23 protein-coding genes and 1 pseudogene are annotated in these 26203 nt (G+C 45.7%); 6 read left to right on the top strand and 18 right to left on the bottom strand.

What is annotated here, in order from left to right; all coding sequences use genetic code 11:
- Window positions 1–717: 717 nt before the first annotated feature.
- The 5 genes from V1501_RS03265 to V1501_RS03245 form a co-directional block, all read right to left on the bottom strand.
- Window positions 718–1335: a TetR family transcriptional regulator gene (locus V1501_RS03265; protein ID WP_409293231.1), complete on the bottom strand. Its 618-nt coding sequence runs from the start codon at window positions 1333–1335 to the stop codon at window positions 718–720.
- Complete coding sequence (locus V1501_RS03260; protein ID WP_409291427.1) at window positions 1307–2569, bottom strand: MFS transporter; 1263 nt, start codon at window positions 2567–2569, stop codon at window positions 1307–1309. The genes V1501_RS03265 and V1501_RS03260 overlap by 29 nt, the downstream gene beginning before the upstream one ends.
- Window positions 2570–2735: 166 nt before the next feature.
- Window positions 2736–3464 (bottom strand): SGNH/GDSL hydrolase family protein, encoded by a 729-nt coding sequence (locus tag V1501_RS03255; protein ID WP_409291426.1) that lies wholly within the window; start codon window positions 3462–3464, stop codon window positions 2736–2738.
- A gap of 137 nt (window positions 3465–3601) precedes the next feature.
- Entirely contained in the window at window positions 3602–5764 is a 2163-nt protein-coding gene (locus V1501_RS03250; RefSeq protein ID WP_409291425.1) for an ABC transporter permease subunit, read from the bottom strand.
- A 16-nt stretch (window positions 5765–5780) separates the two neighbouring features.
- A complete protein-coding gene (locus V1501_RS03245) occupies window positions 5781–7631 on the bottom strand; it encodes an ABC transporter permease subunit (protein WP_409291424.1) in 1851 nt (616 codons plus the stop codon).
- 337 nt (window positions 7632–7968) lie between these two features.
- On the opposite strand from V1501_RS03245, the gene V1501_RS03240 reads away from it, so the two are divergent.
- Complete coding sequence (locus tag V1501_RS03240) at window positions 7969–10368, top strand: immune inhibitor A domain-containing protein (protein ID WP_409291423.1); 2400 nt, start codon at window positions 7969–7971, stop codon at window positions 10366–10368.
- Window positions 10369–10558: 190 nt separating this feature from the next.
- Here the strand turns inward: V1501_RS03240 and V1501_RS03235 are convergent, their stop codons facing one another.
- The 4 genes from V1501_RS03235 to mglB all read right to left on the bottom strand — a co-directional run bounded on the left by V1501_RS03235 (window position 10559) and on the right by mglB (window position 15310).
- Window positions 10559–11122 carry a hypothetical protein gene (locus V1501_RS03235; RefSeq protein ID WP_409291422.1) on the bottom strand — a complete coding sequence of 188 codons (564 nt, stop codon included), beginning with the start codon at window positions 11120–11122 and terminating at the stop codon, window positions 10559–10561.
- Between the two features lie 439 nt (window positions 11123–11561).
- Window positions 11562–12584 (bottom strand): galactose/methyl galactoside ABC transporter permease MglC, encoded by a 1023-nt coding sequence (gene mglC, locus V1501_RS03230; RefSeq protein WP_409291421.1) that lies wholly within the window; start codon window positions 12582–12584, stop codon window positions 11562–11564.
- Window positions 12585–12597: 13 nt separating this feature from the next.
- A complete protein-coding gene (gene mglA, locus V1501_RS03225; RefSeq protein WP_409291420.1) occupies window positions 12598–14103 on the bottom strand; it encodes a galactose/methyl galactoside ABC transporter ATP-binding protein MglA in 1506 nt (501 codons plus the stop codon).
- Window positions 14104–14248: 145 nt separating this feature from the next.
- Window positions 14249–15310: a galactose/glucose ABC transporter substrate-binding protein MglB gene (gene mglB / locus V1501_RS03220; protein ID WP_409291419.1), complete on the bottom strand. Its 1062-nt coding sequence runs from the start codon at window positions 15308–15310 to the stop codon at window positions 14249–14251.
- A 251-nt stretch (window positions 15311–15561) separates the two neighbouring features.
- On the opposite strand from mglB, the gene V1501_RS03215 reads away from it, so the two are divergent.
- From V1501_RS03215 to V1501_RS03205, 3 genes are all read left to right on the top strand, one after another.
- Window positions 15562–16575 carry a LacI family DNA-binding transcriptional regulator gene (locus V1501_RS03215; RefSeq protein WP_409293229.1) on the top strand — a complete coding sequence of 338 codons (1014 nt, stop codon included), beginning with the start codon at window positions 15562–15564 and terminating at the stop codon, window positions 16573–16575.
- 60 nt (window positions 16576–16635) lie between these two features.
- Window positions 16636–18576: a beta-galactosidase gene (locus V1501_RS03210; protein ID WP_409291418.1), complete on the top strand. Its 1941-nt coding sequence runs from the start codon at window positions 16636–16638 to the stop codon at window positions 18574–18576.
- 162 nt (window positions 18577–18738) lie between these two features.
- Entirely contained in the window at window positions 18739–18936 is a 198-nt protein-coding gene (locus tag V1501_RS03205; RefSeq protein WP_409291417.1) for a DUF4177 domain-containing protein, read from the top strand.
- A 65-nt stretch (window positions 18937–19001) separates the two neighbouring features.
- Here V1501_RS03205 and V1501_RS03200 read toward each other — a convergent pair whose 3' ends face one another.
- The 7 genes from V1501_RS03200 to V1501_RS03170 all read right to left on the bottom strand — a co-directional run bounded on the left by V1501_RS03200 (window position 19002) and on the right by V1501_RS03170 (window position 23314).
- Window positions 19002–19532 (bottom strand): hypothetical protein, encoded by a 531-nt coding sequence (locus V1501_RS03200; protein WP_409291416.1) that lies wholly within the window; start codon window positions 19530–19532, stop codon window positions 19002–19004.
- A gap of 51 nt (window positions 19533–19583) precedes the next feature.
- Window positions 19584–19925 (bottom strand): hypothetical protein, encoded by a 342-nt coding sequence (locus V1501_RS03195; protein ID WP_409291415.1) that lies wholly within the window; start codon window positions 19923–19925, stop codon window positions 19584–19586.
- Window positions 19922–20227 (bottom strand): DUF4176 domain-containing protein, encoded by a 306-nt coding sequence (locus V1501_RS03190; protein WP_409291414.1) that lies wholly within the window; start codon window positions 20225–20227, stop codon window positions 19922–19924. The genes V1501_RS03195 and V1501_RS03190 overlap by 4 nt, the downstream gene beginning before the upstream one ends.
- A 35-nt stretch (window positions 20228–20262) precedes the next feature.
- Window positions 20263–21669 carry an LXG domain-containing protein gene (locus V1501_RS03185; RefSeq protein ID WP_409291413.1) on the bottom strand — a complete coding sequence of 469 codons (1407 nt, stop codon included), beginning with the start codon at window positions 21667–21669 and terminating at the stop codon, window positions 20263–20265.
- 5 nt (window positions 21670–21674) lie between these two features.
- The gene (locus tag V1501_RS03180; protein ID WP_409291412.1) at window positions 21675–21956 is read right to left on the bottom strand and encodes a YwqI/YxiC family protein; all 282 of its coding nucleotides are present in this window, start codon (window positions 21954–21956) and stop codon (window positions 21675–21677) included.
- Window positions 21957–21986: 30 nt separating this feature from the next.
- A complete protein-coding gene (locus V1501_RS03175) occupies window positions 21987–22343 on the bottom strand; it encodes a YwqH-like family protein (protein WP_409291411.1) in 357 nt (118 codons plus the stop codon).
- A 329-nt stretch (window positions 22344–22672) separates the two neighbouring features.
- Window positions 22673–23314 carry a DUF4272 domain-containing protein gene (locus V1501_RS03170; protein WP_409293227.1) on the bottom strand — a complete coding sequence of 214 codons (642 nt, stop codon included), beginning with the start codon at window positions 23312–23314 and terminating at the stop codon, window positions 22673–22675.
- A gap of 123 nt (window positions 23315–23437) precedes the next feature.
- Between V1501_RS03170 and V1501_RS03165 the strand changes: the two genes are divergently transcribed.
- Window positions 23438–24400, top strand: coding sequence for a D-2-hydroxyacid dehydrogenase (locus V1501_RS03165; protein WP_409291410.1), 963 nt, complete (start codon window positions 23438–23440; stop codon window positions 24398–24400).
- 30 nt (window positions 24401–24430) lie between these two features.
- On the opposite strand, the gene V1501_RS03160 is transcribed toward V1501_RS03165, so the two are convergent.
- Window positions 24431–24586, bottom strand: coding sequence for a hypothetical protein (locus tag V1501_RS03160; RefSeq protein ID WP_409291409.1), 156 nt, complete (start codon window positions 24584–24586; stop codon window positions 24431–24433).
- A 184-nt stretch (window positions 24587–24770) separates the two neighbouring features.
- Between V1501_RS03160 and V1501_RS03155 the strand changes: the two are divergent.
- Window positions 24771–24956: pseudogene (locus V1501_RS03155) on the top strand (cation:dicarboxylate symporter family transporter); the annotation flags it as partial.
- A 123-nt stretch (window positions 24957–25079) separates the two neighbouring features.
- Here the strand turns inward: V1501_RS03155 and V1501_RS03150 are convergent.
- Window positions 25080–26189, bottom strand: a complete 1110-nt coding sequence (locus V1501_RS03150; protein WP_409291408.1) for a threonine aldolase family protein — start codon at window positions 26187–26189, stop codon at window positions 25080–25082.
- Window positions 26190–26203: the final 14 nt, after the last annotated feature.

Here is a 26203-nt window from a genome sequence, read left to right as displayed (position 1 = left end):
AGCTGGATCAGAGTCTCACACCTTACACTCCAATCAACCTTGTTTAGCCAGGCAATCTACTTATTGAATAGGAAAAAAACAATCTATAGAAAAGAGCCTTTTTATTTATCTAACGATCAGCTCTTTCCCTCTCGCAATCTAGAGGGTTGATAGCCAAATAAAAGACCCCTGCCCGTTAAGCGGCAGAGGTCTATGAAAATAAATAAAGACCTTTACCGCTTAGGTAAAGGTCTTGCTAACAGCATTTTGCTGCCAGCAAAGCCGGGAGCACAGGGCTCCGAAATGACGACTTTGCTGTAAAAGCTACTCCCCTTTAGGAGAAACTATTATCCGGCTATTTGTTAATATCATAATATATCAGACATGAGTTGTCAAACTTTTGGGACAGCGTATAAACGCCTGATGGAGCATATTTAAGAATCAGGCTCTTTGACCGCGGCTGTTTTCGCAAATAGTGCGGCTACTGAACAAGAACCTTTTAATTTAAGCCATTTTAAAATGTATGCAGTTAGAATTCTGCTGGTGACGGCTGTCTGTCCATCGCTCTGCTGAACCCCCCGCAGAAGCAAAAAACAGGCTTCCGGCTAGTAGACGGGGAATCCCTTCCGAACTATCCGGAATAGCTTCCGAAACGTTACGATGGACCCTCCGAACCATTCGGAAGGCATATTGCCCTCTGCTATTTCAAATACACCCTCCGAACTCTTCAGAACTTCCTTACGAATCCACCTGCAGGACCTGTTTCAGGTACATCCGGAGGCTGTCTATCTGCTCTGTCACGTAGACATCGGCAGGGCCGATATGATTCAGAGTCATAACCCGCTGAAGATGGGTGCCGTCAAGGACGTTGATAATAAAGAGTGTGATGGCCTCAATGGGCTGAATGGGCTTGAATTCCCCTGTTTCCACTCCGTGACGGATAAACTTTGAAAAGCTTTTGACAGCTGAAAGATATCTCTTATTTAAATAGGACGCCCGATCTTCTCGTCTTGTGCTGTTGACAAAATATTCGAATTGGACAATCCCAAATCCAATGCTGTCATTCAAAAGGCCGGCCTCATTTTCCTTCAGCAGCCGGTCCAGTGCTTCCCAGGCTGAATGGCTTTCACCTATAACTTGATCGATCCAGTCTCCATGTTCATGATCGTTGAAGTTGGTGATTTCCCGGAACATTTCATCCGTACTGGAGAAGTATTGGTATACTCCTCCCCTGCTTAGTCCGGATGCCTCTACAATGTCTGTCATGGTAGTGTGTTCAAACCCTTTTTCAATGAATACTTTTCTTGCTATATCCAGAATTTCCTGCCTACGCTTCTTTTTGTATGCCTCGCTCACTTTCGGCAAGATTGACACTTCCTTTTTGTCCGGTTTTTACGAAGGCGGTTCCGATACCGATCAGGATGAGAAGGCTGCCTGACATGACAAATGCCGTCTTGATTCCGAGCGTTTCCACCAGAATGCCGCCAAGAACCATCCCGACGATCGCCGCCATGGTCGTTACACTATTTATAGTACCAAAAGTGCGCCCGCTCATGTGAACCGGAGTGCTTTTCTGGGCCAGCACATTAAAGGGAATAAATATTCCCGCGGCCGCCCCGCCGGCAAAAAAGAACAGTAAAGGCAGTATAAAGTTGAGTGCGGAGGGAGGCAGTCCTGTTAAAAAGACTACTCCGGCAAAGCCTCCACCGACGATGATCGCCCCCGCTGACATATAGCCGGTTAAGGAGGTTATCTTCTTTTTACTTAAGTAAGCTGACATGAGGAACATCCCGGCACCTGAAGCACTCATCGCGTAACCGGCGAGATTCACGGGTTCGCCCGGTATGTCCCTTAACAGGATCATAATCTGTGTATCGGCAATCTGAAGGACAAGAAGTGCCGAACTCATGACAATCAGTCCAAATAGCACTGCCGGCATCGTTTTAAGGAAAGCAAAGCCTGCCCCCATCTCCTGGAACAGCCCCTTCTTTTTATCCGTCACTTTTTCAGAAACGGCAGGGCTGAGGCTGCTTTTCAAGCCCAAAAGGAACAGGGCTGAGACGACAAAGGATGCTGCATCAAGATAGAAGGCCAGCTGGACTCCGATTGAGGCAACCGCAATCCCGCTGATCATCGGCCCAAGCACCTTGCTGCCGTTATCAATCATCGCACTCAGCGACACAGCCTGCTGCATCTGAGCCTCAGGGACGATTTCCTTCAGCTTTCCATTCTTGGATGGAATGAATAAAGCAGAGAACGAGCTTTTGAAGAAAATCAAAGCATACAGCACCCATATCGAGGGAGCAAAGACCACACCGACGGCGGCTGCAGCCCTGGCCAGGTCGGCGATGATCATCAGTTTTTTTCGGTCATAACGGTCTGCAAGGACTCCGGCAAATGGCCCCCACAGAATGATGGGAATTGAAAAACAAAGCATCAATCCGGTCATCTGCATCGGACTTGCCTGCCAATTAATGCTGACCAGGGCCATCAGCGCAAGGAGATCCAACCAGTCTCCCAGATTGGATACAAGCTGTGAGCTGATTAAGTAAACATATTGCTTATTCTTGAAAAGAGATTTGGTTTCCATATAAGCCTCCATTAAAAATGACATCTTTGTCGTTATTATAATCGACACTAATGTCAGTTTCAATGTTTATTGGAAATATTTATTAAATTAGCTGCTAAAGAAAGGTGCCCGGCATTAAGAATAGGTACAAAAAAAGACCCTGCAGAGCATCCGCCGGGCCTCTCCCTCATTTCTTCTTTTTGTCCATAACTTTCCAAAACTCTGAAGCAACTGCTTTATACCCCGCTTCACTCAAGTGAATGTCAGCGGAATTAGGAATGTATTCCAAAGCCTTTGCCGCTATCAGTGCTTCAGTCGGTACATACGCATCGTTATTTTTTGACGCAGCTGCTTTGATCACTTCATTCAGCTTCTGGAGGACCGGCAGAAGCCTGGCCTGCTCCGCAGCCGGCATGGAAGGGTAAGGGTTATAATAACCCATCACATAGACTTGGACCCTTGGATTCAGTGAGTCGATGGTCTCCAGGATGACTTCCAGGTTGGCTGCCGCCGTCAGGATAGCGCCGGCCGGGTCTGTCTTCAATTTCGGCAGCAGGTCATTTGCCCCGATATCAATGGTCAAATGTGTTGCATCCTTGATATCTTCCCGGATTTTCTTGCTTTTAACAACATCATTCTTTACGTTCTCAGAGGTATACCCTGGTATTCCATAGTTATCGAATTCCTTAAGCTTGTACCTTCTTCCGTCAAACGCTTCTGCCAAATAGTCCGGATAGCCGTAATCCACATATTTGTACGGAGTCTGGCCAGCTGCGAGCGAATCACCCAGGGCCACATACCGTACCGGAAAAGGGCTGTCGTCCCGTTTTACCGTCTTGGCTGCTGCCGAAAAGGGCATGCAGGCTAATAATACGGCTGCTGCAGCAAACCGCAGCCCTTTTTTCTTCACGTTCATTCCTACTCCTCCTTTAGTAAAATCCCATAATCTCTTATTCTTTTCGCCCTTCTGTGTAAATAGTCCTTTTTGAATTAAAAGGGACCTTTCCATTAAATTTCGACATTGAAAGAGGCTGCACTAGGCAGCCATCTGGATTATTTCTTTTTTGCATATGACGCGATTTCGGCATCAAGCTTATTTAATGGGCCATACACCTTTTGGATTGCCTGGAGTGTACGTTCATTCTTCAGCCTGCTCTTTTTAAGGGATCCTTCCTCCACAAATTCATTCTTCTTAAGTTCTGCAGCGAATTCAATGAACTTTTCCATTCCTTTCTCCTCAAGCAGATAGGAAGTAAGCAATATACCGGCATACATGCCCTGGATTGGATCTTTTTCTGTGAATTTTTGTATCTCTGAAATGGCCGGAATGCGTGACAGCATTACTCTTGCTTCTTCCTTCTGGTATGGAAGGAAATCTTTGATCAGGGCATAGCCGCTTCCGGTGTCCTGCGCGATATTTTTCATTACTTGGGATAATCCCGACTGCACATAATCGGCGGCATTATCATTGGTTAGATCTGCGAGCATTTTTGCAGCAATTTCATAAGTAAGGATTTGGCCGGGTGTTTCAGCCGCACCAGCAGAATTACTTTTATGTATCAGCTTAATGCTCTCCCCATAACCACTCCAGGAATAGGCTTCCGGTGCAGGGAGGGTAGCAGCGAGCTGAACAGGAGTTGAATACAGCTTGATTTCAATATCGCCCGGCTTCCAGTCAAATTCCTGATTGTATAAGCGGACGACTGATGTTGCCTCCAGAAGGACCTCGTATGCCCTTTTATCCTGCCCTTTTTCGTAAAAAACGGTTACCGTGTTATACTTCTTCTTTTGGAAGGAGACATCATTCAGCCTCCACTTTCCGCCTTTTTTTATCATTTTGTAGGTGACGGCATTCTTATATGATCTTCCCCCTCCGTCATCCATGGTGACCAGCATGCTCAGGGAGCCGGTATCTGCCGAGCTGACATTGATTTCCCCAATATCGAGGGAGGTGTCCCATCTCCCCTGCTTTCTGCTTAGGACAATCTCGTCAAAGAAGTGTTCCTGCTCCTTGTAGAACGTTTTGTTAGCTGTATTCTGGAAGCTCATGAACAATTCCTTGTCCCCATCCTTCACCGCCTTCAGCATGGAATTGAAATCATCCTTGATCTCATAGTTGGCTGCAGCAGCGCTCTTATCCCCTGCACCCGCTTCCTGAGCCTTGGCACTGTAATACAATAGCGCCAGCTTGACAGGATCTTCGTCATTTTTGATGAACAGAAAACAGTATAGAACAAATAGCGCCAGTACAAATGCAGGCTTCTTATATTGAACCCAGGATTTCATCCATGCTGATGGATTTGTTATAAATGAGAAGTTTGAAAAGGAAAAGCCCTTTCTGCGCCTTTCTTTTCCTCTGCCTCCGGCCATGCTGTCCAGCCAAACCTGTCCTGCCTGATACAGGATGAAGAAAGGAGTGAAAATCATCAGCAGCATGACCGCAAGCACCATCGGCTTTGGAGCCATCTGGCTGTAAACCGTCAGGCCTCTCGTATTATAGACAGTTTCTATAATAAACAGGCTTGACATCGATCCCCACACGATAATTTTAGAATGATAGAAGATAGAAGGGAAAATATTTCTGAAAACATGGACAATCAGGATGCGAAGCCTCCCCATTCCCTTTGCCGATGCATATTCGGTATATGGTTTGATCAGCTCCTCCTCCGCCAGCATCAGAATCAGTTTGTATAAAAAGATGGCCGGCAGAATAGATAGAGTGAGGATGGGGGCGAGATAGATGGTCTCCTCTCCAATCACCACAAACTTGAAAAGAAGGATATCTGTTTTTTTGAAAAACTCCACCACCAAAAGCTGCAGAAGGACTGCCACGAGCAGATCCGGCATTGTCTCAAGCAGGCTCAGCACCTTTTTGGCCGGCCTGGTAATATATCCCGGCAGCAGGAATGTCAGAAAGGCAAGGAGCAGGGCAGTGAAAAAGCCAAGCAGAATTCCGCCGATAAATATTTTTGCAGAATAAATATAAGGCTCCTTCAAAAATTCCAGGATCGGCTGCGGCTGTTTTTTATAATAAAAAACCCAGTTCTCTTTTTTCAGGAATTCAAAGAAAAACTTATAAAATTCCTCCAGATAGACTGGAATTTTATAGACTGCTCCGCTCGCGATCACCCCGGGTACAATGCTGACGAAAAGGATCCCAATAACTCCGAGCACATAATAAAAAGCAATTTTAATTAACTTTAATAAATAGCCCATGGTTTCTCCTCCTTCGTCAGATGACCCGGTTTTTCTTTCGGGATGACAGGGCAAACTGCCCCTCTTCTTTTAGGGCAAAAACCTCGGCCGATTCCTTTTTACCTTTGAATTTCCTGCGCTTCGGCATGAGAACACCGATCTTCTTATGCTGAACCTCCTGTACTCCCTGGACAACGAATTGCATGGCGATAATACAGAACATGAAGGCAAGCAGCGGTGAAAGCAAGAGCCAGTACTTCCCGTAAGCAAAGGCGTTTTTTGCGTTTGAAATCAACCCGGACCATTCATTTGTAAGACTGGAGTATGGGTGCTCTAAATTGGTCAGCGAGACCAATGTCCCTCCAAAGAAAAGAGAGAAAATGCCAAGGTGGACAAAGATCAGCAGAACCTGGATAAACTGCTGCCCAAAGATGATAAACAGCCTGGAAGCCAGCTGCGGGAAGATATGCTTCCACAAAATATGACGGTCATCGCCCCCAAGCGTCCGTGCGCTTTCCACATACATCTCCCTCGCGATAAGCCTCATTTCATTGCCAATCAGGACCGTGGTCAGCGGAAGGACCAGCAGGGTCAGGATGACTACTTCAAGTACAATTCGTTCCATGAATGGATATTCAAAATCCCCGCCGCCGCGGTCCATGAGGATGGGAGACAGCAGGATGACGGCAATCAGGCTGAGCGGCAGGAAATGTATGGAGTCTACAAATTTATTGATGAATATCCTTGTTCTTTCCTTTAGGCTGAATGTATAGATGACAGCCAGTCCAAATCCACCGGCTACCCGCAGCAAAGCGATGAAGAGTCCGAATATAAGTGTATATTTTGCCCCGACGAACAGCTGGTCCCGTATGCTGGCACCATTGAAATCAGACCCGAACCACATATAATGCGAAGGTGGATGAGGCGGGGCGCTCAGTACCCGGCCCTTTCCATCTGTAAGCAGATTCACCTTCTGGATCGGTTCACCCATAAATGCTGAATAGCAGAAGCTGAAAGCCAGCAAGCCGAAAAGAAAGATAAACCCCCCGGCAAATTTAGGATTAGAAAAATGCACCTTGATAATGTCAAAGGCAGCCCGTAAGCGTTTCTTCCATATTTCTCCCGAAGGAATGCCTGCCTCTTCCTCTTTTATAAACAAAATGAGGAACGCATAAAAAACATAAATCAACGTAAACATCAGACTCAGACACACCGCAATCACGACCGGCTCAAGGGATGCGGCCATATAAAAGGAAATCCCCTTTGTCCCGGCCAGGTACTCTGCCGCAGGCAGGCCGATGGCCGCGCTCCATGCCGCAGTTTTAAAAAGCAGCTGGAACAGGCTATGAACCTGTTTAATTTCACTAACTGATATTCCCGCTTCCATCCTTGTGAAAAAACCAAAGACCGCTGAAACCGGGATGACGGCTGCAAGCAGAAAGCACAGGATATAACCCCAAAAGCCGCCCCCATGTATATCAAATTGGGATACAAGAAAGAAAACAGCGCCGCCCACCAAAAGTCCTCCCCCTAAATTGGAAAAGAAAGAAAAATACCCAGCTGCAATGGCAGCAATTGCTTTTCTTTCACGAACACGCCGGGCCAGAACAAAAGCAAGGGCAGTTCCTGCCGCCATCGTTCCTATCAATATCGAAGCCGAGTAAAGATACGGCTTCCAAATAATATTTATGATGGGGAAAGAGGCTTCACCCATACTCATGATCCAATTTCCAGGTTTCACAAATTTAGGAACCAGATTCGCAGTTTCCTGGACAAAACCGGTAATATTGAATAACCCCTTGTCCAGTGTGACCTTTGGAATAACACTTATAAATAGGATTGCAAAAATACTAACGATGTACATTAAGAGAATTTTAACTGCCTTCATAATTGCCCCCTCAACACTCAACGTTGCAATTTAATGTGAATTATTTTATTTTTCTTACAATTATAACACTATTATTATTGAAAATGTTTCCAATTCCCAATGTTGTTTTCTAATTCTTTATGCTTGTTCTGCATAAAGAAAACACCCCTGCACCCCTTTGACCCAGTTGGAAAGTCCTTCCAAACCGCAATATAGAATACAAATTGCCCCCCATTTCCGCATGAAATAAATCTATAGACCCAGAAAATTATCAGAATATAAGAAAATATTCCTATTTGAATATTCTAACTTTTACAATAATATAAGGATAAACTTACAACATTTAGGGGGTTATTCATTGAACAAGCTCTTCAAAACCGGTCTAACATCCGTAGTAATGGCCGGAACATTATTTTCTGGTATCCCCGGCTACTCAGCTGGGCCGGTAAAAGCATCCGAGACAGGACTTGAGTCACAAATCCATTCCCACGGTTCATTGGATATGGGCATTGTAAATGATGAAAAGCTTTTGGAGGCACTGATCAAGCGCGGTGAAATTCCAGCCGGTGCCAGCGAAGCAGACAAGCAGAAGGCTTTGCAGGAATATCTCGAGGTTAAAGGCAAGGAATCCGGAGTAAAAGGGGCCGATCCGCTCGCTGCTAAAGTGAAGCAGTCTGAGGCCAAAAAGCAGCAGGAATTCAAGAAATTCAATAACGGACTCCTGAATGGAAACGGCCAGAAAAAGGGCCACTTAAAGGGTAATCCGGACCCGGTCAGTGAAACAAAGTATACAGGTGATACCAGAAAAGACAAAGTCCTCGTCCTGGCTGTTGAGTATTCCGACTTTGAACATAACAAAATTCAGCCTGGCGAATCGGCTAACTATTACAAGGATTATCCGCTGAGCCACTATGAAGATATGATTTTCGGCGACAATGGCGTAAAAGGTCCTAACGGCGAAAACTTTGTTTCTATGAAACAATTTTATGAACAGCAATCGGGCGGCACATATTCCGTAGATGGAAAGGCATTTGGATGGCTGAAAGTACCTGGGACTGCAGCTTTTTATGGTGCTGATAAAACAAAGGATCAAGGCGGCGGCCATGACAATGTCAGCCCAGGAGGTTCAAAGCAATTAGTAAGAGACACTTATAATGCTGCGAAAGCGGCTGGCATTCCTTTAAGTGACTATGATTTCGAAGATCCGCATGATTTAGATGGTGATGGTAATTTACAAGAAAAAGACGGCCTTGTGGATCACTTGATGATCATCCATTCTGGAGTTGGCCAGGAAGCAGGCGGAGGTTCACTTGGTGATAATGCCATCTGGTCCCACCGTTCCGCATCATTTTATGATCCGGATGGTTTAGGAAAAGGAATCCCAGGTTTTTATGATTACACCATGATGCCTGAAGACGGGGCAACCGGCGTATTTGCACACGAATACGGCCATGACCTCGGATACCCGGATGAGTATGACACAATCTATTCCGGAACCGGCGAGCCTGTAGCTTATTGGTCCATCATGGCATCCGGCTCATGGGCCGGTAAAATCGGCGGAACAGAGCCGACGGGCTTCTCGCCGCTTGCCAAATCCTATCTGCAGTCCTACCTTGGCGGGAACTGGACTCAGACAGTGAATGTAAACTGGGACGAAGTAAGCACAAACGGCTCTCAATTCCTTCTTGATCAGGCAAACTCCCCGAACGGTAAAAATCCGATTGCGGTAAAAGTGAACCTGCCTAAGAAAAAAACAAAGATCAATACACCTGCAGCCGGCAGTTATCAGTACTGGGGCGGACAGGCAGATGAAATCGATACAAAGATGACTGCGGATGTTGACCTTACCGGTAAAGCAACTGCAGAACTGAAATTTGATGCCTGGTATGACATTGAGAAGGACTGGGATTTTGCATTTGTACAAGTGTCATCAGATAATGGCGGGACCTGGAAGTCACTTGGAAACAACAATACTTCAAGCTCCGCTGTCTCTGGTGCCTACCCTACCATCCCTGAAGCCCTTCCAGGCTTCACAGGAAATTCCGATGGATGGAAAGCACAATCCTTTGACCTGAAGGAGTACGCCGGCAAGAAAATCAAGCTCCGTTTCCGCTATATCACCGACTGGGGCACCTCACAGCAGGGCTTCTTCGCAGATAACATCACGGTTACTGCTGACGGGCAAGAGCTGTTGAAGGATGATGCTGAAGGAGCATCAGCTTTCAAGCTTGAGGGCTTCGAAAAATCAGACGGCTTTAAATACTCAGATCATTACTACCTGTTAGAATGGCGTAACCATAAAGGTGTTGACGAAGGCCTGAAGAACATCAGACGCGGAAGCTCACTGGTGAGCTACGACAGCGGACTTGTGGTCTGGTATGTAGACCCTACATTCACTGATAACTGGACAGGCACTCACCCTGGTGAAGGCTTTGTCGGAGTGGTGGATGCACATCCAAACACTGACCTTAAATGGAACATTACTGGAAGTTCGCCTGTTCAGGCAAGCACCCGCTTCCATATTGCGGATGCTGCTTTCGGCCTGAACCCTACATCTGGGCTGGATGTGAACTACCCTGGCGTCCAGACACTCAGCCTTGCAAGCCAGCCGGCCGTCTCATTATTCAATGACAGTCAGTCATTTGAAAATCCATTCATGGATGATGCTGGACGAAAAATCGGATCTTACGGCCTGAAAGTACGTGTCAACGGGCAAGCCACAGACAAATCAGTTGGTGCGATAGTAGTTTATAAGTAAATGATCAATGAAAAAGTTGTTCTAGCAAAAAGACAGAGGGCTCTACTCAGGCCCCCTGTCTTTTTCATTGGCTGTTGTTATAAACATGGATGCAAATTTATAAAAAATGATTGTTCTTTTTTTCCTGTACTTCTATTTAAACTAAAAGGTGAAACACTCTACATTCTAAATAATAGGTTTCCTCCCATTATTAGGGTAAAGCATTTATTTGTTTCTTTACAATACTTGCATATTGTTCAATTTCGTTTAAAACCCTCGCTCTGCCTTTTTCACTTTGTGTCCATTTGTCAGGTGTAATGCCTCTATTATCTTCAAGCGGTAAAACATCCAAAACCTTGTTCTCATTTGCATAGACAGAAGCTAATAGATAGAAGCGTTTGCAAAAAAATGATTTCCCAGCTAATAAAATCTTCTTATGGCTGGTGGTATTAAGGAAACTAAATGCTGATTGAAGGACACCATCTACTCCCTTTAAACCATGCCCATTGAATATTGGCAGCAGTTTTTCCTTTTCAATGCCCTCTTTTATTAATAGCGGGGCATAAAAATCATATTCATTACATTTTAAGAAATCATTATAAACTTCGGGAATCAAAATTAGCTTTGCTCCGGATGTCCTGTAGTAATTCAATAATTGTTCATTTAATTCTGGAAAGTGACCTGGATGATAAAGAATTACATCTGGTTTTTCAAAAAGGTTCATTTTCTCCATAAATACTAATTTATTTATACAGTCCATTGCTAATTTATTCATTGTCTAGTTACCTCCACCGAATAATGCCTGATAAATTTATGAACTCCTTTTAAATTCTCTACATTAAATAAAAGCTCCTGCTCTTTCTCAACCCCAGTAAAAGACTTCGTCATTTTACTTGATGGCCTTCTGATCCAAACGAAACAAGTTATTTAAAATTTATGCTGACTTTAACATCTTACCTTAAATCGTTCTCCTGCCAAAACCTTAGTCTAGCTGGTACACCCATCCAGACTGGTCAATCTTATTATTTAATTGAGCCAGCAATATTCCTTCTGCTCATATGGATAATGAGTAATATAGGAGAGAGTTAGTCATATGATTAAATGTTTTTTCTTCAGTCTGCTAAACCATCAACAGGCATAACATGAGAAAAGCACCCAGAAATGCAGGTAGCGTCTGCATTTCTGAGTGCAATTATCAATTACTTGTCCAATCATCATTTCTTCTTCGCGTGCTTCCTCATGTCAAAAGCAACAGCCACGATGATGATGGCACCTTTCACGATAAATTGGATGTAAGGGCTCACTCCAAGGAAGGCAAGTCCATAGTTGATGATCTGGAAGATCAATACGCCTGTGATGACACCAGGGACTGTACCGATCCCCCCGGTCAGGGATACGCCGCCGACCACGCAGGCAGCAATGGCGTCAAGCTCATACATGTTACCGGTGTTGTTGGTGGCACTGCCGACACGGCCCGCTTCAAGGGCGCCTGCAAATCCATACAAAAGGCCGGCAATCAAGTAGATCAGGATGATATTTCTTGCAACGTTTACACCCGAAACCTTAGCCGCTTCCGGGTTTCCACCGATTGCATACATGTTTTTACCCAGCTGGGTTTTATTCCAGATAATCCAGATGATTCCGGATATAACGATGGCATAAATCACAAGGTACGGAAGTTCAAAGCTCCCGAGTGGAATTCCCCTCTGCGCGAATGTAGTGAAGCTTTGAGATAACCCACCGATTGGCTGTGCACCGTATGGCGGCCGGTCAAAATAGATGGACGTCAGGCCATACACACCGATCATCATACCGAGTGTGGCGATGAAAGGAGGCACATGGAATTTCGCTACGATAAAACCATTTAATGCTCCGATAATGCCTGTTGCCGCCATCGCAATCAGCAGGGGCACAATCAGCGGCAGCTCTGCAAGATTAGGATACATTTTGTATGCATAGTCAGCAGACTGCAAAAGTGAAGCTGAGATGACCGCAGCCAGCCCCACCAGACGGCCGGCGGACAGGTCGGTTCCCGCAGTGATCAGGATGCCCGCCACACCAAGGGCGATGATGATCCTTGAAGATGATTGGCTCAGGATGTTAACAAAGTTGGTCACTGATAAAAAGTCTGGAGAGGCTGCTACAATTCCGATTACGAGCAGCACTAAAACCACATAAATAACATTATCGACCAGCCACTTGGACCACATTGATCCTTTAGTCTGTGTTTCATTCATTTACTTTCTCCTCCTAGTACATGGCTGCCAGCCTCATGATTTCTTCCTGCGATGTAATTGAGGTGCTGACAATCCCAGCAGCCTTTCCATTGCTCATTACTAAAATCCTGTCTGTTACTCCAAGCAGCTCAGGCATTTCGGAAGAGATCATGATAATGCCTTTGCCCTCGGCTGCCAGCTTATTGATCAGCTGGTAAATTTCAAATTTTGCTCCGACATCAATTCCACGGGTCGGCTCATCAAGCAGGAGAATCTCAGGATTGGTCAAGAGCCAGCGGCCGATGATGACCTTCTGCTGATTACCTCCTGAGAGACTGCCAATGGATGTTTTTTGACTCGGCGTCTTTACACGCATCGAATCAATCACCCATTTTGTATCGCTGTGCACCTTGGCATCGGACAGGAAGCCTCCCTTTGAGCGGTAGCGCTTCAAATTCGCAATGATAGAATTGAAGGAAATACTCAATTCCGGGAAAATGCCGGAAGTCCGCCTTTCCTCTGTAACCAATGCAAAGCCGTTTTTAATCGCCTGCTGAGGAGAATGATTGTGAATTTCCTTTCCATTGAGCTCAATCGTCCCAGATTTAATTCCCCTGAGGCCGAATAAAGCTTCCATCACCTCCGTCCGCTTGGAACCTACAAGTCCTGCAATTCCCAGGATCTCGCCTTTCCTCAGCTCAAAGCTGATATCCTGAAAAGAGCTCGAAGTCTCTGCGCTCAAATCGGATACCTTCATGATGATCTCCTCTGGATGATTCACTTTATCGGGGAAGCGCTGCGATAAATCACGCCCAACCATCAGTTTAATAATCTCATCAGTCGTAATCTCCTTGGAATCACGGGTAGCAATGCTTTTCCCATCACGCATGATCGTTACTTCATCAGAGATTTTTAGGATTTCTTCCATTTTGTGAGAAATATAGATTATGGCGACTCCGTCCTTCTGCAGTTTACGGATGATTCTGAAAAGATGGTCTACTTCCTTCTCGGTAAGTGAGGATGTTGGCTCGTCCATTACAATTACCTTGGAATGATAAGAAACCGCCTTTGCAATTTCCACCATCTGCATTTCGGAGACCGATAGAGTGCTGACCTTCCGGCGCGGATCGACTCGAATATCCAGATCCTTAAAAATTGCCGACGTGTCTTCATACATTTTCTTTTCATCTATGAAGATACCTTTTTTCGGAAAACGGCCCAGCCAGATATTATCCATTACATTCTGCTGGCGCACCTGGTTGAGCTCCTGATGGACCATGGATACCCCCTGCTCCAGGGCCTGCTTGGAACTGGAAAAGGCAACCTCCTGCCCATCAAGAGAGATTTTTCCTTCATCCATTGAATAAATGCCAAACAGGCACTTCATGAGCGTTGATTTGCCCGCTCCATTTTCGCCCATCAAGGCATGAACAGTTCCGGCCTTTACCTTTAGTGTTACATCATTCAGCGCAAGAACTCCCGGAAACCTTTTGGTCAACCCGGTCATCTCAAGCAGATATGCCGAACTGGCTGTAGACATGAGCAATCCTCCTTGCTTACCATTTAAAAAATATGAGGCTGCCCCATCAGTGAATGACCCCCTCATCAATCCGCTTTATAAATGGAGGCGGCCAATAGGTGTCTGCCTGGTTTTGGGACAGTCTCATATCTTAGTAAATTATGAATTATTTATAAGCGTCTTTTCCTACCTGGATATTTTCTTTTGTTACTTCAACATAAGGTACGCGGACAGCTTTTTTGTCGTCAAGCTTCCACTCCGTTCCATCCAGCACATCCTTGCCCTTTGCAGCGTTGGCGGCAAGCTCAACAGTTGCTTTCCCCTGGTTTTTTGCATCATTCAGGACAGTTCCTACCATTTTTCCTTTTTCAATCATCTCAAGTGCTTCCGGAATCGCATCAACGCCGACTACAGGCATGAACTTATCATTCTTGAAATATCCTGCTTTCTCAAGGGCTGCAATCGAGCCTAATGCCATACCGTCATTGTTTGTAATGACAAACTCGATGTTATCCTTGAATTTAGAAAGCCAAGCATCCATTTTTTCTGTAGCTTTGGTGGCATCCCACATAGCAGTGTCGATTGCCAGTTCTTCGACATCGATTCCTTTTTCTTTAATCGTGTCAATTGAAAATTTAGTCCTTGCTTCAGCATCAGGATGGCCAGGCTCCCCTTTTAACAATACATACTGGATCTTGCCATCTTTATTCTTATCCCATTTATCTTTATTAGCTTCCCAGGCCTTTGCGATCATCTCCCCCTGAATCACTCCGGATTCGGATGAGGTGGTGCCCACATACCAGGATTTATCATATGAGTCCAAAACTCCTGCATCCGGTTCTTTATTGAAGAAGACTACAGGGATGTTCTTTGCTTTTGCCTTATCGATGACAGTTGTCGCAGCTTTTGGATCTACCAGGTTGATTGCCAGTGACTTGGCACCCTTCGCAAGCAGGGTATCGATCTGCTCAATTTGTTTGGACTGGTCATTTTGTGAATCATTCAGCATCAGCTTGACATTATCCTTGGCTGAAGTCTCCATGGCACGGCGCACATATGACATGAAGTTATCATCATATTTATAGATGGTTGCACCGACAGCCGGAAGGTCTTTCCCGGATCCGCCCGAACCACCGGCACTTTTTGTAGAATCATTGCTGCAGCCAGCTGCAAGCATGAGGGAAGAAGCCAGGGTCAGCGATAGAATTACACTTTTTTTCTTTGACATTTCATCAATCTCCCTTGATTTTAGTATGTAAGCGTTTTACTTAATCGTATTTTACGGTTTTAGTAAAAATATTACAATATAATTTTGAAAATTTTTTTTTAGTAAAATTATTACTATTAATCCCTTTTTCTTTTTGTTCAGATAAAATACTTCCTGTAAGCGCATACAAAAAACTATAGATTCTTAGAATAAAAGATAGTAAAATTTTAGTTAACAGATGGATTCAGCACCAATAGAGGAGGTGAACGATGATGGCTACCCTGAAACTTATCGCCAAAAAAGCTGGCGTTTCCATTGCAACAGTCTCGCGTGTGCTGAATCAAGATATGACTCTTTCTGTTTCGCCGGAAACCAGAAACCGGATTATCGCCATTTCAGAGGAAATGAAATACCGGCGGAAAAAGCCGCCGCGGACAGCCGCTGACTCCCCTAAAGACGTAAACCTGGGCTTGTTCTACTGGTACTCTCAAGATCAGGAAGCTGCCGATCCTTATTACCTTTCCATCCGGCTCGGAATTGAAAAAGCATGCTTTGAAAAGGGAATTCATCTTGTAAAGCTGTATAAGGACGATAACAATACATATCAGACGCCCTTCAAAGGAACACTGAACGGCGTCATTGCCGCTGGGAAATACAGTGAGCAGGACATCCAGCAATTTAAGGAATTTTCCCCTCATTTTGTCCTTGTCGACTTTACTTTAACCCAGGAGGTTGATTGTGTGGTCCCTGACTTCAGGAAGGCCATCCATGATTCCATTGGGCATCTGCTTGAGCTTGGACACAAAAAAATCGGTTATATCGGCGGCAGGGAGTTTGTGAATGGCAGCCAGCCGATTACGGACGAGCGCGAAGCTGCTTTTTACGAATACCTGGCACTGAAGGATCTGTATAAGGAAGAATATAAGTGGCTGGGCAGATTTACGGCTGAAGATGGATTCTGCCTGATGAATGAAGCACTGGGCTGTCCTTGCAGGCCAACAGCCTTTTTTGTGGCTTCAGACACCATGGCGATCGGTGCTATAAGAGCCCTTCATGAAAAAGGGATCAGCGTCCCTGATGATATATCCATTGTCAGCTTCAATGATATCGAGATGGCGCAGCACATCCATCCGCCGCTGACTACCGTAAGGGTACATACAGAATTTATGGGCATGACGGCTGTGGATCTTCTTCTTGACCAGATTGCATCCCGCCGCTCCCTTGCCAAAAAGATTGTGATTCCCTGCGAGCTGATTGTCAGGGAAAGTTCAAGCCCCCTGCACTAATAGTATTAAGAACCTTCAGGCTTTAGAAGAAAAGCCGGGGATTATAGGAGGAGATGTTTCATGTACCTGGGTGTGGATTATTATCCGGAGCACTGGCCGGCCGATATGATGGATGAAGACCTTCGAAGGATGAAGGAAATGGGAGTCAATATAATCCGGATCGGAGAATTTGCCTGGCACCTCATGGAGAAGGAAGAAGGAAGCTTTGATTTTTCTTTTTTTGATTCTGTGATTGAAAAAGCCAGACAGTTTGATTTCAAAGTGATGTTCGGCACCCCAACCGCCACTTTTCCTGCCTGGCTTGCGGCAAAGCATCCATCGATATTAAGCGAATTTGAAGATGGAAGTGTGAGGGCCTTCGGCGGCAGAAGGCAGTATTGCTATAATTCGGACCACTATGTGGAATATGCTTCAAGGATCACAGCCAGGCTGGTGCAGCATTACCGGAATGAAGAAGCAATCATCGCCTGGCAGATTGACAATGAATTTGGCCACGAAGGCAGCGATATGTGTAACTGCGCGCAGTGCCATAAGAAATTTCAGGCCTTTCTTAAAGAAAAATACAGTGATATAAACAGTCTGAATGAAGTATATGGAACCATCTTCTGGGGCCAGACCTATAATAATTTTCATGAAATACCCCTGCCAAAAAAGACAATCACCCAGCATAATCCCAGCCTCATGCTTGATTGGGCGAGATTCCGCTCTCATTCCGTGAACTCTTTTGCCAGGAAAATGTCGGAAACTGCAAGGAACAACAGAGGCGCTCATCAGGAAATTACAACCAATGTGTCTGGCGGCTTCTTTGGTAAATGGTTTGATCACGAAGAGAATTTGGCTTCCATGGATTTTGTTTCCTATGATAATTATCCAGTATGGGGCGGGCTTGAAAAACCGGTACATCCGGCGGAAACCGCAATGAGCCTTGATTTCAACCGGGGACTGAAGGGAAAGAATTTTTGGATTGTTGAGGAAATCATGGGCATGCAGGGGCATGATGTTATCGGCTACCTCCCCCGGCCGGGAGAGGCGAAAATGTGGAGCTATCAGGCGTTTGCGCATGGCTGCAGCAATATGCTTTACTTCCGCTGGCGCGGCATGACGAGGGGTGCCGAACAATTCTGCTACGGAATCCTGGATCATGATAATGCAGCAGGACGAAAGTACAGAGAAGTTCAGGAAGTCTTCTCAGGCATCACTCCTTACTCAGATATGATTAATGCTCCTATTCAGCCAAAGGTAGCCGTCCTCTATGATTATGATAATATCTGGTCCTGGCGGAACCAGCCGCAGAACAGGAATTTCGATTTTAAGGAAGAGCTGCTCAGGCTTTATAAACCCTTTTTTGCTCTTAATGTTCAGATGGATGTAATCCCTGTTGATCGTGACTTTTCAGGATACGAAGTCATTCTGATTCCCTGCCTTCAGATCATCGACAGTACCCTGGCAGAAAGATTCAAGGAGTTTGCCGGACGCGGCGGCACTCTCGTCTTTTCCTTCAGGGCGGGGATTAAAGACAAAGACAACAACATTCATTTTAAACTAACTTCTCCCGGTTATATCAGGGAGCTTGCCGGGATAGAGATACACGACAGTGAATCACTCTTTGAACCTCTTGGAATTGAAGGCAGTGATGGTAATCACAAAGGCAGTGCGGCTGTCTGGCGGGATTTGCTGGAACCTGTAACCGCTGAAGTGATCTACAGCTATGAGGATGAACTGTTTGGCCGCGCTGCTGCCATCACCCGAAATAAAGCCGGCAGAGGAAACGTCTATTATATCGGCTGCGGTGCCGATGATATGACCATGCAGAAGCTGGCCACGGAGATTCTTGATCAGAAGGATATCTGGTCACTTCATACGGAGGAAGGACTTGAAGTGTACCGCAGGGTCCATGGAAACGATGACTATTACTTCATCATGAATCACACCGGCACCCCTAAGCGGCTGAACGGCAGGGAAATCAAGCCCTTTGAAAGCTGCATTCTTACCGAAATGTAATAAAGCGCTGTCCCTGGGGGGACAGCGCTATTAAGTTGTTGAAAATAGCCCATGTGAATTTTCAAGGGGTTTTAAAGGAAACCAGGAGAAAGCCTGCTATTTCTCTAGATTTTCGAAACTATTTTTAAAAAAATACGTATTAGCTCGCAAGGGGGAATATACATGAGCAATAGTACATATGAATACCAAACAATCAGAATTGAAAGTGAAGGTTTTTTCAAAACGCGAATAGAAAATGATAAGTTATTAAATCAATATGGTTCAGAAGGCTGGAAGATCGTTTCATCATTTCCTGAACTGTTTAATGGTACTACTACATGCGTTTATTATACTTTAATGAAAGAACATAAAAATGGTTAGCACATGAGCTAAAACAGTTTAGCTCTTTTCTAAAATCGCTGTCCCCGGGAGACAGCGGTTTTGCATTATGGCTGTGTTTTCTTCGGCTCATAATCTACATTATATTTCTTTGTGACCTTTTCCATTTCCTTGTGATATTCCGCTATGATATCCTGATATTCTTTCATCTTGTCATTGGACTTCTGGATGATTTTCTTATCACTTTTTTCAAGTGCTTCTTTCTCGAGCTCTAGAGCTTTATAGAAGGTTTCAGACGCTTTGACGATTTTATCCGCGGGACCCTCAAGCTCCTTCATTTTGGGCTTGATTTCCTTCGCTGCATCGACGGCCTTTTTGTAAGCAGGCATGGTCTTGTTCACAAGTTCATCATAAAGGGTTTTATCGTCAGTATAGTTTTCACCGGATACTGATCCGAGGGATTGAAACGCCTCTACTTCATAATCGGACGCCTTCTTTGTATCTTCATTGACGAATTTAAGGATGATTTCCTGCTTTTCTTTTTTGGTCAGTTCTTTTTTCTTTTCAGAAGTCGACCCCGCGCTGCTGCATCCTGCAAGCAGAAGGCCGATGATAAGTAAAAATGATAAGTATTTCACGCTGAATAGTCCTTTCCGGCTCTATAATATGTGTATGAGGCCAACAGCCTGCTATCGGTTGATCAAATCCGGGTCGCCTTTGATAAAAGCGTCCCTCCTCTTTAAATACCTGTTCCTATAGACTGCCTTTGCCAGCAGCATCATGGGAATGGCAATGACCCAGATGACAAATCCGTACCAATTTCCCATGACGAGGGAAATGAGCGGATAGATGACGGCAGCAGCCAGGAAAACGGAAAACAAGACTATGAATGCCAGGTTAAATGTGATCAGCTGCCCAATCCGCTGCTTTTCTTCATCGGCCCCTGCCTGTCTTTTCCGGTCTCCCAGAAGCCTCATTTCTGATGTGGCTGCAGTATATGGTTCTATAAACCATTGAACAAATGCAATCATCTTGATTCGTTAAAAATGGCATTCAGCTGCTGTCTCAGTGCCGTTTCGCCTTCAGTCTCAAGACCCTTGAAAACAACTCTGCCAATCTGGTCATGATTTAAAAACACATTAGTCTCTTCACCTATATGTCCCTGTGGATAGGGGCATGCCACATAATCCCAGACTGTCTCTTTATCTCCTTGCTGCTGCTTACGCCCGTAGATCATCAATGCCTGGGGAACGATTTCTGTCTCGACGACACTTCCTATCGGAAGAAGTGCTTCCCCAATCTCTAGTTCTAATGAGTTAAAATCCTTTGCCATGATCCAAGTGCTCCTCTCCTGCATAAATTAATACGTTATTTCTGCCATTCGAATTTAATTCCGAGCTTGACACCAAGCAGTGCCCTTAAGTCCACTATAATTTCTTGACCCACTTTGAGTTCTCCGCCGACGCTTCCGGCAGATCCGCCAATCGTTCCCTTTATGTTCAGCCTCGTCCACGGTACACCGAAAATACCGGATACTTCACCCTCTGCCAGGGCCGCTTTGGCGCTTACACCAGCTGAACCGGCATCGACACCTGCACTGGCGCTTGCAGTCAGTACCTTTCCGTTCGCTTCTGCACCGGAACGGCCGACAACCGGGATCTCATCATCAAGCTGTGCCTTCGCACCCCCGCTTAGGATTGTGCCTTCCACACTCGCTCCCGGGAAAATGCTGTCTCCGCCAATTTGAGCCTTCGCCTCCGCCTTGGCGATATCCATGCCGAATTCACTGTCTATGATGCTGGTATCACTCTTAATGCCCGCGTGTATCCCTGAAAAGGCGCTTTTGCCGCCGATCTGGTCCTTGTTCGCCTGCCAGTCGTTTTCCCACTTTCCAAGCCCTGCAGAGGTCTCAAAGCTTTTGTCACCGGTTACAGCGCCAGGCCCAAGATACGGATCATCTTCCTTTTTCTCTGCAGGTGTTTTCGATACATTGGCCGTACTGATAGGAAAGCCTTGAAGTCCAAGCAGCTGGTGCATGGCCTTCGTCTTTTCCTGTGGAGTCCCATATTCTTTTGATAAACCGGCATCCAGTTTCGCTCCGCCAGGCTGTATACTTGAAACCAGGAAGAACCTGCTCACGAAGTTCGTCAGCTGTGTGTCCGAATATCCGCCGATGGACAGGGCGCCTGTGCTCAGCCGTCCATTTATATCCTGAATATACGTATTAAGCAGCTGGAGGTCAACCCATAGCTCCTTCAGAGAGGTACTCTGCTGCTGGTCAAACTGTTCGAGCCCTTCTGCCGTTTCATCAATGGATTCCTTTGACAGCTTGACATTCTGTGTGACCCCCGAGTCATCAAGCTCCGGCAGTGCAACAATGTCCTGTACACTTTGAATGACTGCGTTTGATTCATTGGTGATTTCCGCGGCGGTCGAACCTGCCTTTGTCAGGGTCTGGGTAAGATCATTTTGGAGGAACTGCTGCCTGATGAAACCCGAATCGGATGGTTCAAATGAATCAAGCGCATTTCCAGTTTCCTTCAGTTTGGATTCATAGGTGTTGAGGACCTGCTGTATTTTTACGAGGAAAGGCTGATGAAGATCGCGGTAGAAGCCCTTGACCGCTTCTGCTCCCCTGCCCTTGAAATCAGCTTCCAATGAAACCAGTCCATTGATCGTCTCTTCAATGGACTTCAGTGAAGCCTTTTTTTCATTAATTGCTGCAGTTATGGTATCCATGCCGTTTTCCAGGCTGTTAACCTCTAATACTTTCACTGTGTTCACCTCAGAGGAACAGGGCCGAAGGAAGCAGACAGCTCATGATCGGTCTGTTTCATAGTCTCTACAGACTTCCTTGTCATCTGTTCATTTTTTATCAGCAATGCTTTATAATTTTCGAGGATTTGTGTAAATAACTCATTCACTTCTACGAGCGTTGTGACGGCGTCAAGCTCATTGGCACCGCCTATGGACTTAGGGAGGGAGGGTTCCAGGGAACTCGATGCACCCTGCATAGCCTGAAGGGCCCGCTCGATGGAAGAATAATTCATTTTAATTTCCATAAACACCACTTCTTTTTTAGATTTTTTGACCTACATTTCCTGTTTTTCCATATTGGCTATGATCGACCCAATGATGCTCCGGTACAGCTGGATTTGTTCACGCAGCTCCTTGATCTTCGCTGCAATTGCGGTGAACACACTCTCATACTGATCATCCTTCAGCTCCTGATAGGAATCCTGGAGGGCCGTACGATGGGTTTCAAATCCGTCCGCCTGCTGCCCGCTCCAGGTATTGCCGGAAAGCTCCGGCTCATAATAGTAATCGCGGTAACCAGCCAGCTCGCCCTGATAGACGGCCAGCTTGCCTTCCGCCTCCCCAAGCCTTTTGATTTCTTCCTCTTTTTCACGTATGAGCTGATAATAATAGCTTAGTAGACCTGCACTCATATAACCATCACCTTATTTATTTAGTTCCATGCCCAGAGTACTGTACTAATTTCCTAGTTTTTATGAATCAATTAGTTTAATACTAACGTAACCCGAGCCCTGTATTCAAACAACTATATGCATTTTTGGAAAAATGTGATAATCGCACTATCACCTCACATATTACCTATAAATTTCCATGGAATATATAACCACACCTTCACACCTAAGACCTACCCCCCCGACTATATGCCCAAACCCCTTTTTGGGACAGGGGAACACGCCCCATACCTCCTTTCCCTTCAGCACAAAGCAAAAAAGCCGGGATGCTGTGATCCACGGCTGGCTTTTCAGGTATCGGCAGTTATGTCGTCCCATTTTTCTTGGGTACGTATTAGCCAGTTTAGGGCATGGTGTCTTTCGAGAACCACCCCGGGGTTGAGTCCTCCGGGTATTTCCCCTCCATTTATCTGTACATCGCGTACCGCCCAGTGCAGCCTTAAAATTAAGTCTGCCTGGTCGTCGATCTCTTTCTTGGGCCGCAGGACGGCTTCCCCCATGAACTGTTCTGCAGACCGCTCGGAAAGCTGGGTAACTGCGAACGCAACATCACAAATCGAATCGGGATCCCCAAGCTCCGTGTACCCAAGCCCCCATAACAGCACCCAATAGCCTTCATATCTCCAGGTGAATTGAATGCGGTCATTCTCGCTCGGATTGGGATCTACCATGAAGGCTCTTTCTTCCGGAGATAAATGTCTCTCAATGTCATACCTCTTTATGAGTCCTTCCACGACTTCTTTTTCTACTCCCTCCCCCTTTGCGGCACAGATGCAAAGGCACATCGCCCTTAAAGCTATTTCCTCAATTGTCCTCATCTCATAATCGCTCTCAAGAAACGGGAGATATTTATTCACCTTAATACCCAGTGATCGCAGCAGTTTTTCTGATTTTCTTTTTCGTCTCATATTTGAATCTGTAAAAAATATCATAGGCAAAATCAAACTCCATTCTAGTTTTTAGGGATACCGCTGTAAATTAACCATAATCCTTTTTCTAACAGGCTGCCAGGAATTTTGCTACAATTTTCTTAACAGACATATAGGAGGGGACAAATGGAAGCGAAACGCAAGCTCGTGATCGGGCAGAATCTGAATTCAATACATTTAGAAAAAATAAAGGAAATCATTCCTGGGTGGGACATCCTTACAGGGAGGGACTCTTCCGCATGGGTGGACGAGGTAGCCGATGCAGAGGTTATTGCCGGCTGGAGAAAAGAAATGGGGCCGCTCCTCGAGAAGGGTATGAGGCTTAAGTGGGTTCAATCATGGAGCGCAGGCGTCAATTCCTTCCCGCTCAGCCTCTTTGAAAAAAACGGAGTCATCCTGACCAGTGCAGCCGGAGTTCACGCTTATCCTATTTCCGAAACCATTTTCGCTCTCATGCTAGGGCTGACGAGGAATATACACGCTTATGTAAGGAACCAGCAGGTGAAAACCTGGCATCACTCGAATCTTCGCCTGGAACTGCATGGCAAGACGGCCGGAATACTCGGAATTGGGGCAATTGGCAGGGAAACGGCAAAAATAGCCAAGGCTTTCGGGATGAAGGTGCTGGGGTTAAGATATTCCGGAAAACCGGATGAGCATGTTGATGTTATGTATACTCCAGAACAGCTGCATACCCTGCTGCCGCAATGTGATTACCTTATCATCACTCTGCCCCTTACAAAGGAAACAGAGGGAATGATAGGAGCAGAAGAGCTCCGCCTGATGAAACCATCCGCTTTCCTTATTAATATAGGACGGGGACAGATCATCGACGAACCGGAACTGATCCGGGCCCTGACCCATGGTGGAATTGCAGGTGCCGGCCTTGATGTCTTTGAAAACGAACCGCTCACGGCCTCAAGTCCCCTGTGGGATATGGAGAATGTCATCGTCACACCGCATACTGCAGGAGCCACTGAATATTATGATGAACGGCTGATCGATGAAATCTTTATCCCTAATCTCCGCGAATATGTAAAAGGCAGCGAGCCGCCGATCAATGCGGTCAGCTATCAAAAAGGATATTAAAATAAATAGGCAGCCACGGGGGCTGCCTATTCATCTTTCTTGTATTCTAATATCTGTAAATGACTGGCTGAAAAGCTCGCTCCGGATCAGAAGCTCGCCAAGCACTTCCCTCTCATCCGCTGCCTTGATGGTATCCTCGAGGATGGTTCTGTTGCCATTCTTGACTACTACCTTATATTCATACATCTTAATTCCTCCTCCTAACATTGATGTTTATTTAAGTATATAGCTTTCTTCAGGAAAACACTTCTGGCGGGAAATGGATTTCCCAAATGATAGGGTAAATTTTTTGAAAATATATATACATGCTAATCTAGCATCTGCGGGTTTACATGAAACTGACTCTAAAATCATCATTTGACTTGCAGCGGGCGCCGCGCCGTTACCGGCCTTCCGCTTAATTTATTTGCACATTATCCCTGCCACGGTTCTACCATCTGTCGGCCTTCCTGTTGAAGGAATCGGGCTTATCCCTGGGATCCACCGCCTTCTCGATATTGCGCGTACAGCTGCTAACATTACCGGTGGTGCCGCCTGTGCATTCATTGTATCCTAACAGGAAAAGAGGAGAAAAGGCGGCATAGCTGCAAAACCGAAAATCACGGTAAAAATGAAAACCGGCTTCATCCGTCCAGTTAAGTGAAAACCGCCTTTTTTTGAAAAAGCCGGTTTTTTCTGTTTAATTGCCTTGTGCAGAGTGCAGTCCCGAAAGTTTGCGGTCCAGCAGCCGGAAAGCGTGTTCAAGCTTTTCCTTCGGTATCTTCCCGTAAGCATCCCCTATACTGACCTCATATGAGCAGGAACTGTTGCTGATTTCTTTCAAGTAGCCTGTCAGGCCGATGCCCGTTTCCTCATAAACAGAGACAAATGCAGCCTCAGCAGTTTTCTGGGGCAAATGAATATGAACATGGAACATATTCGAAACAGGCACAGACGGCAGTGTATTGATAGACCTGCAGCTGTTATACAATGACGCAAGCTCCAGTGCGCCTTCATAAAAAGAAGCCATTTTCCCGATTCTCTCATTAAAATAATGGTCAGCCGTAACAATATACGGATATAGGCTGATCAAATCGCCGCCGTGCCGCCTCTTCCATACCTTTGAACCGGCTGTGAATTCCTTATCGCCGGCAAGAATGGCCCCTGCCAGTCCGCCGATGCCCTTATAGAAGGAGACATAGACGGAGTCGAAAAGCTCGCAGATTTCTGCGGCAGTCCTACCGTAGTAAGGAAGAATTTCAAACAGCCTCGCCCCATCGAGCTGAAGCTTGATTCCCTGTTTCCGGCAGAAGGCAGAAATGTCCTGCAGCGTTTCATAATCTGGCAGCTGTCCGCCTATTTCACGCTGAGGAAGCTCCAGCAGCAGGCAGGAAACCTCCTCATCCATTCCCATTACATCCTCTAATGTGATCAGGCGATCCTTATCCGCAAGCAGTACTGTTTCAATCCCATGCAATACCTTCAATCCGTCTTCTTCATGAATTTCCAGATGTGATAAGGGATGGTAAGCAGCCCGCTTTACCCCTTTCTTTTCACACCAGATTCTGAGAGCTATCTGCTGTGCCATCGTTCCGCTGGAAAAAAATACGGCCGACTCCTTCCCGAGGTAATCAGCCATCTTCTGTTCAAATTTTTCTATAAAGTTTCCTGTGCCATATATATCGCTTTCTTCTTCCCCGCCAATGTCTTTAAATGCTTCCAGCAAAACGGCCGCATTCCTATTTCCATGTCCATTCAGCTTCAGCTCCGTCTTCTTGAATGCATCTAATAATGTCACTGTCTCTCCCATATCTTCTTCTCCCC

Source organism: Paraperibacillus esterisolvens (assembly GCF_046237625.1).
Classification (GTDB): Bacteria; Bacillota; Bacilli; order Bacillales; family DSM-1321; genus Paraperibacillus; species Paraperibacillus esterisolvens.
Note: the sequence above shows the minus strand (reverse complement) of the source record. Positions and strands in the feature narration are given on the sequence as shown.

Bases quoted from the DNA above. Each gene is read 5' to 3' on its own strand.
- V1501_RS03260 (WP_409291427.1), bottom strand. From the start codon at position 2,569: ATGGAAACCAAATCTCTTTTCAAGAATAAGCAATATGTTTACTTAATC.
- V1501_RS03255 (WP_409291426.1), bottom strand. From the start codon at position 3,464: ATGAACGTGAAGAAAAAAGGGCTGCGGTTTGCTGCAGCAGCCGTATTA.
- V1501_RS03250 (WP_409291425.1), bottom strand. From the start codon at position 5,764: ATGGGCTATTTATTAAAGTTAATTAAAATTGCTTTTTATTATGTGCTC.
- V1501_RS03245 (WP_409291424.1), bottom strand. From the start codon at position 7,631: ATGAAGGCAGTTAAAATTCTCTTAATGTACATCGTTAGTATTTTTGCA.
- V1501_RS03235 (WP_409291422.1), bottom strand. From the start codon at position 11,122: ATGAATAAATTAGCAATGGACTGTATAAATAAATTAGTATTTATGGAG.
- mglC (WP_409291421.1), bottom strand. From the start codon at position 12,584: ATGAATGAAACACAGACTAAAGGATCAATGTGGTCCAAGTGGCTGGTC.
- mglA (WP_409291420.1), bottom strand. From the start codon at position 14,103: ATGTCTACAGCCAGTTCGGCATATCTGCTTGAGATGACCGGGTTGACC.
- mglB (WP_409291419.1), bottom strand. From the start codon at position 15,310: ATGTCAAAGAAAAAAAGTGTAATTCTATCGCTGACCCTGGCTTCTTCC.
- V1501_RS03215 (WP_409293229.1), top strand. From the start codon at position 15,562: ATGGCTACCCTGAAACTTATCGCCAAAAAAGCTGGCGTTTCCATTGCA.
- V1501_RS03210 (WP_409291418.1), top strand. From the start codon at position 16,636: ATGTACCTGGGTGTGGATTATTATCCGGAGCACTGGCCGGCCGATATG.
- V1501_RS03205 (WP_409291417.1), top strand. From the start codon at position 18,739: ATGAGCAATAGTACATATGAATACCAAACAATCAGAATTGAAAGTGAA.
- V1501_RS03195 (WP_409291415.1), bottom strand. From the start codon at position 19,925: ATGATTGCATTTGTTCAATGGTTTATAGAACCATATACTGCAGCCACA.
- V1501_RS03190 (WP_409291414.1), bottom strand. From the start codon at position 20,227: ATGGCAAAGGATTTTAACTCATTAGAACTAGAGATTGGGGAAGCACTT.
- V1501_RS03180 (WP_409291412.1), bottom strand. From the start codon at position 21,956: ATGGAAATTAAAATGAATTATTCTTCCATCGAGCGGGCCCTTCAGGCT.
- V1501_RS03175 (WP_409291411.1), bottom strand. From the start codon at position 22,343: ATGAGTGCAGGTCTACTAAGCTATTATTATCAGCTCATACGTGAAAAA.
- V1501_RS03170 (WP_409293227.1), bottom strand. From the start codon at position 23,314: ATGATATTTTTTACAGATTCAAATATGAGACGAAAAAGAAAATCAGAA.
- V1501_RS03165 (WP_409291410.1), top strand. From the start codon at position 23,438: ATGGAAGCGAAACGCAAGCTCGTGATCGGGCAGAATCTGAATTCAATA.
- V1501_RS03160 (WP_409291409.1), bottom strand. From the start codon at position 24,586: ATGTATGAATATAAGGTAGTAGTCAAGAATGGCAACAGAACCATCCTC.
- V1501_RS03150 (WP_409291408.1), bottom strand. From the start codon at position 26,189: ATGGGAGAGACAGTGACATTATTAGATGCATTCAAGAAGACGGAGCTG.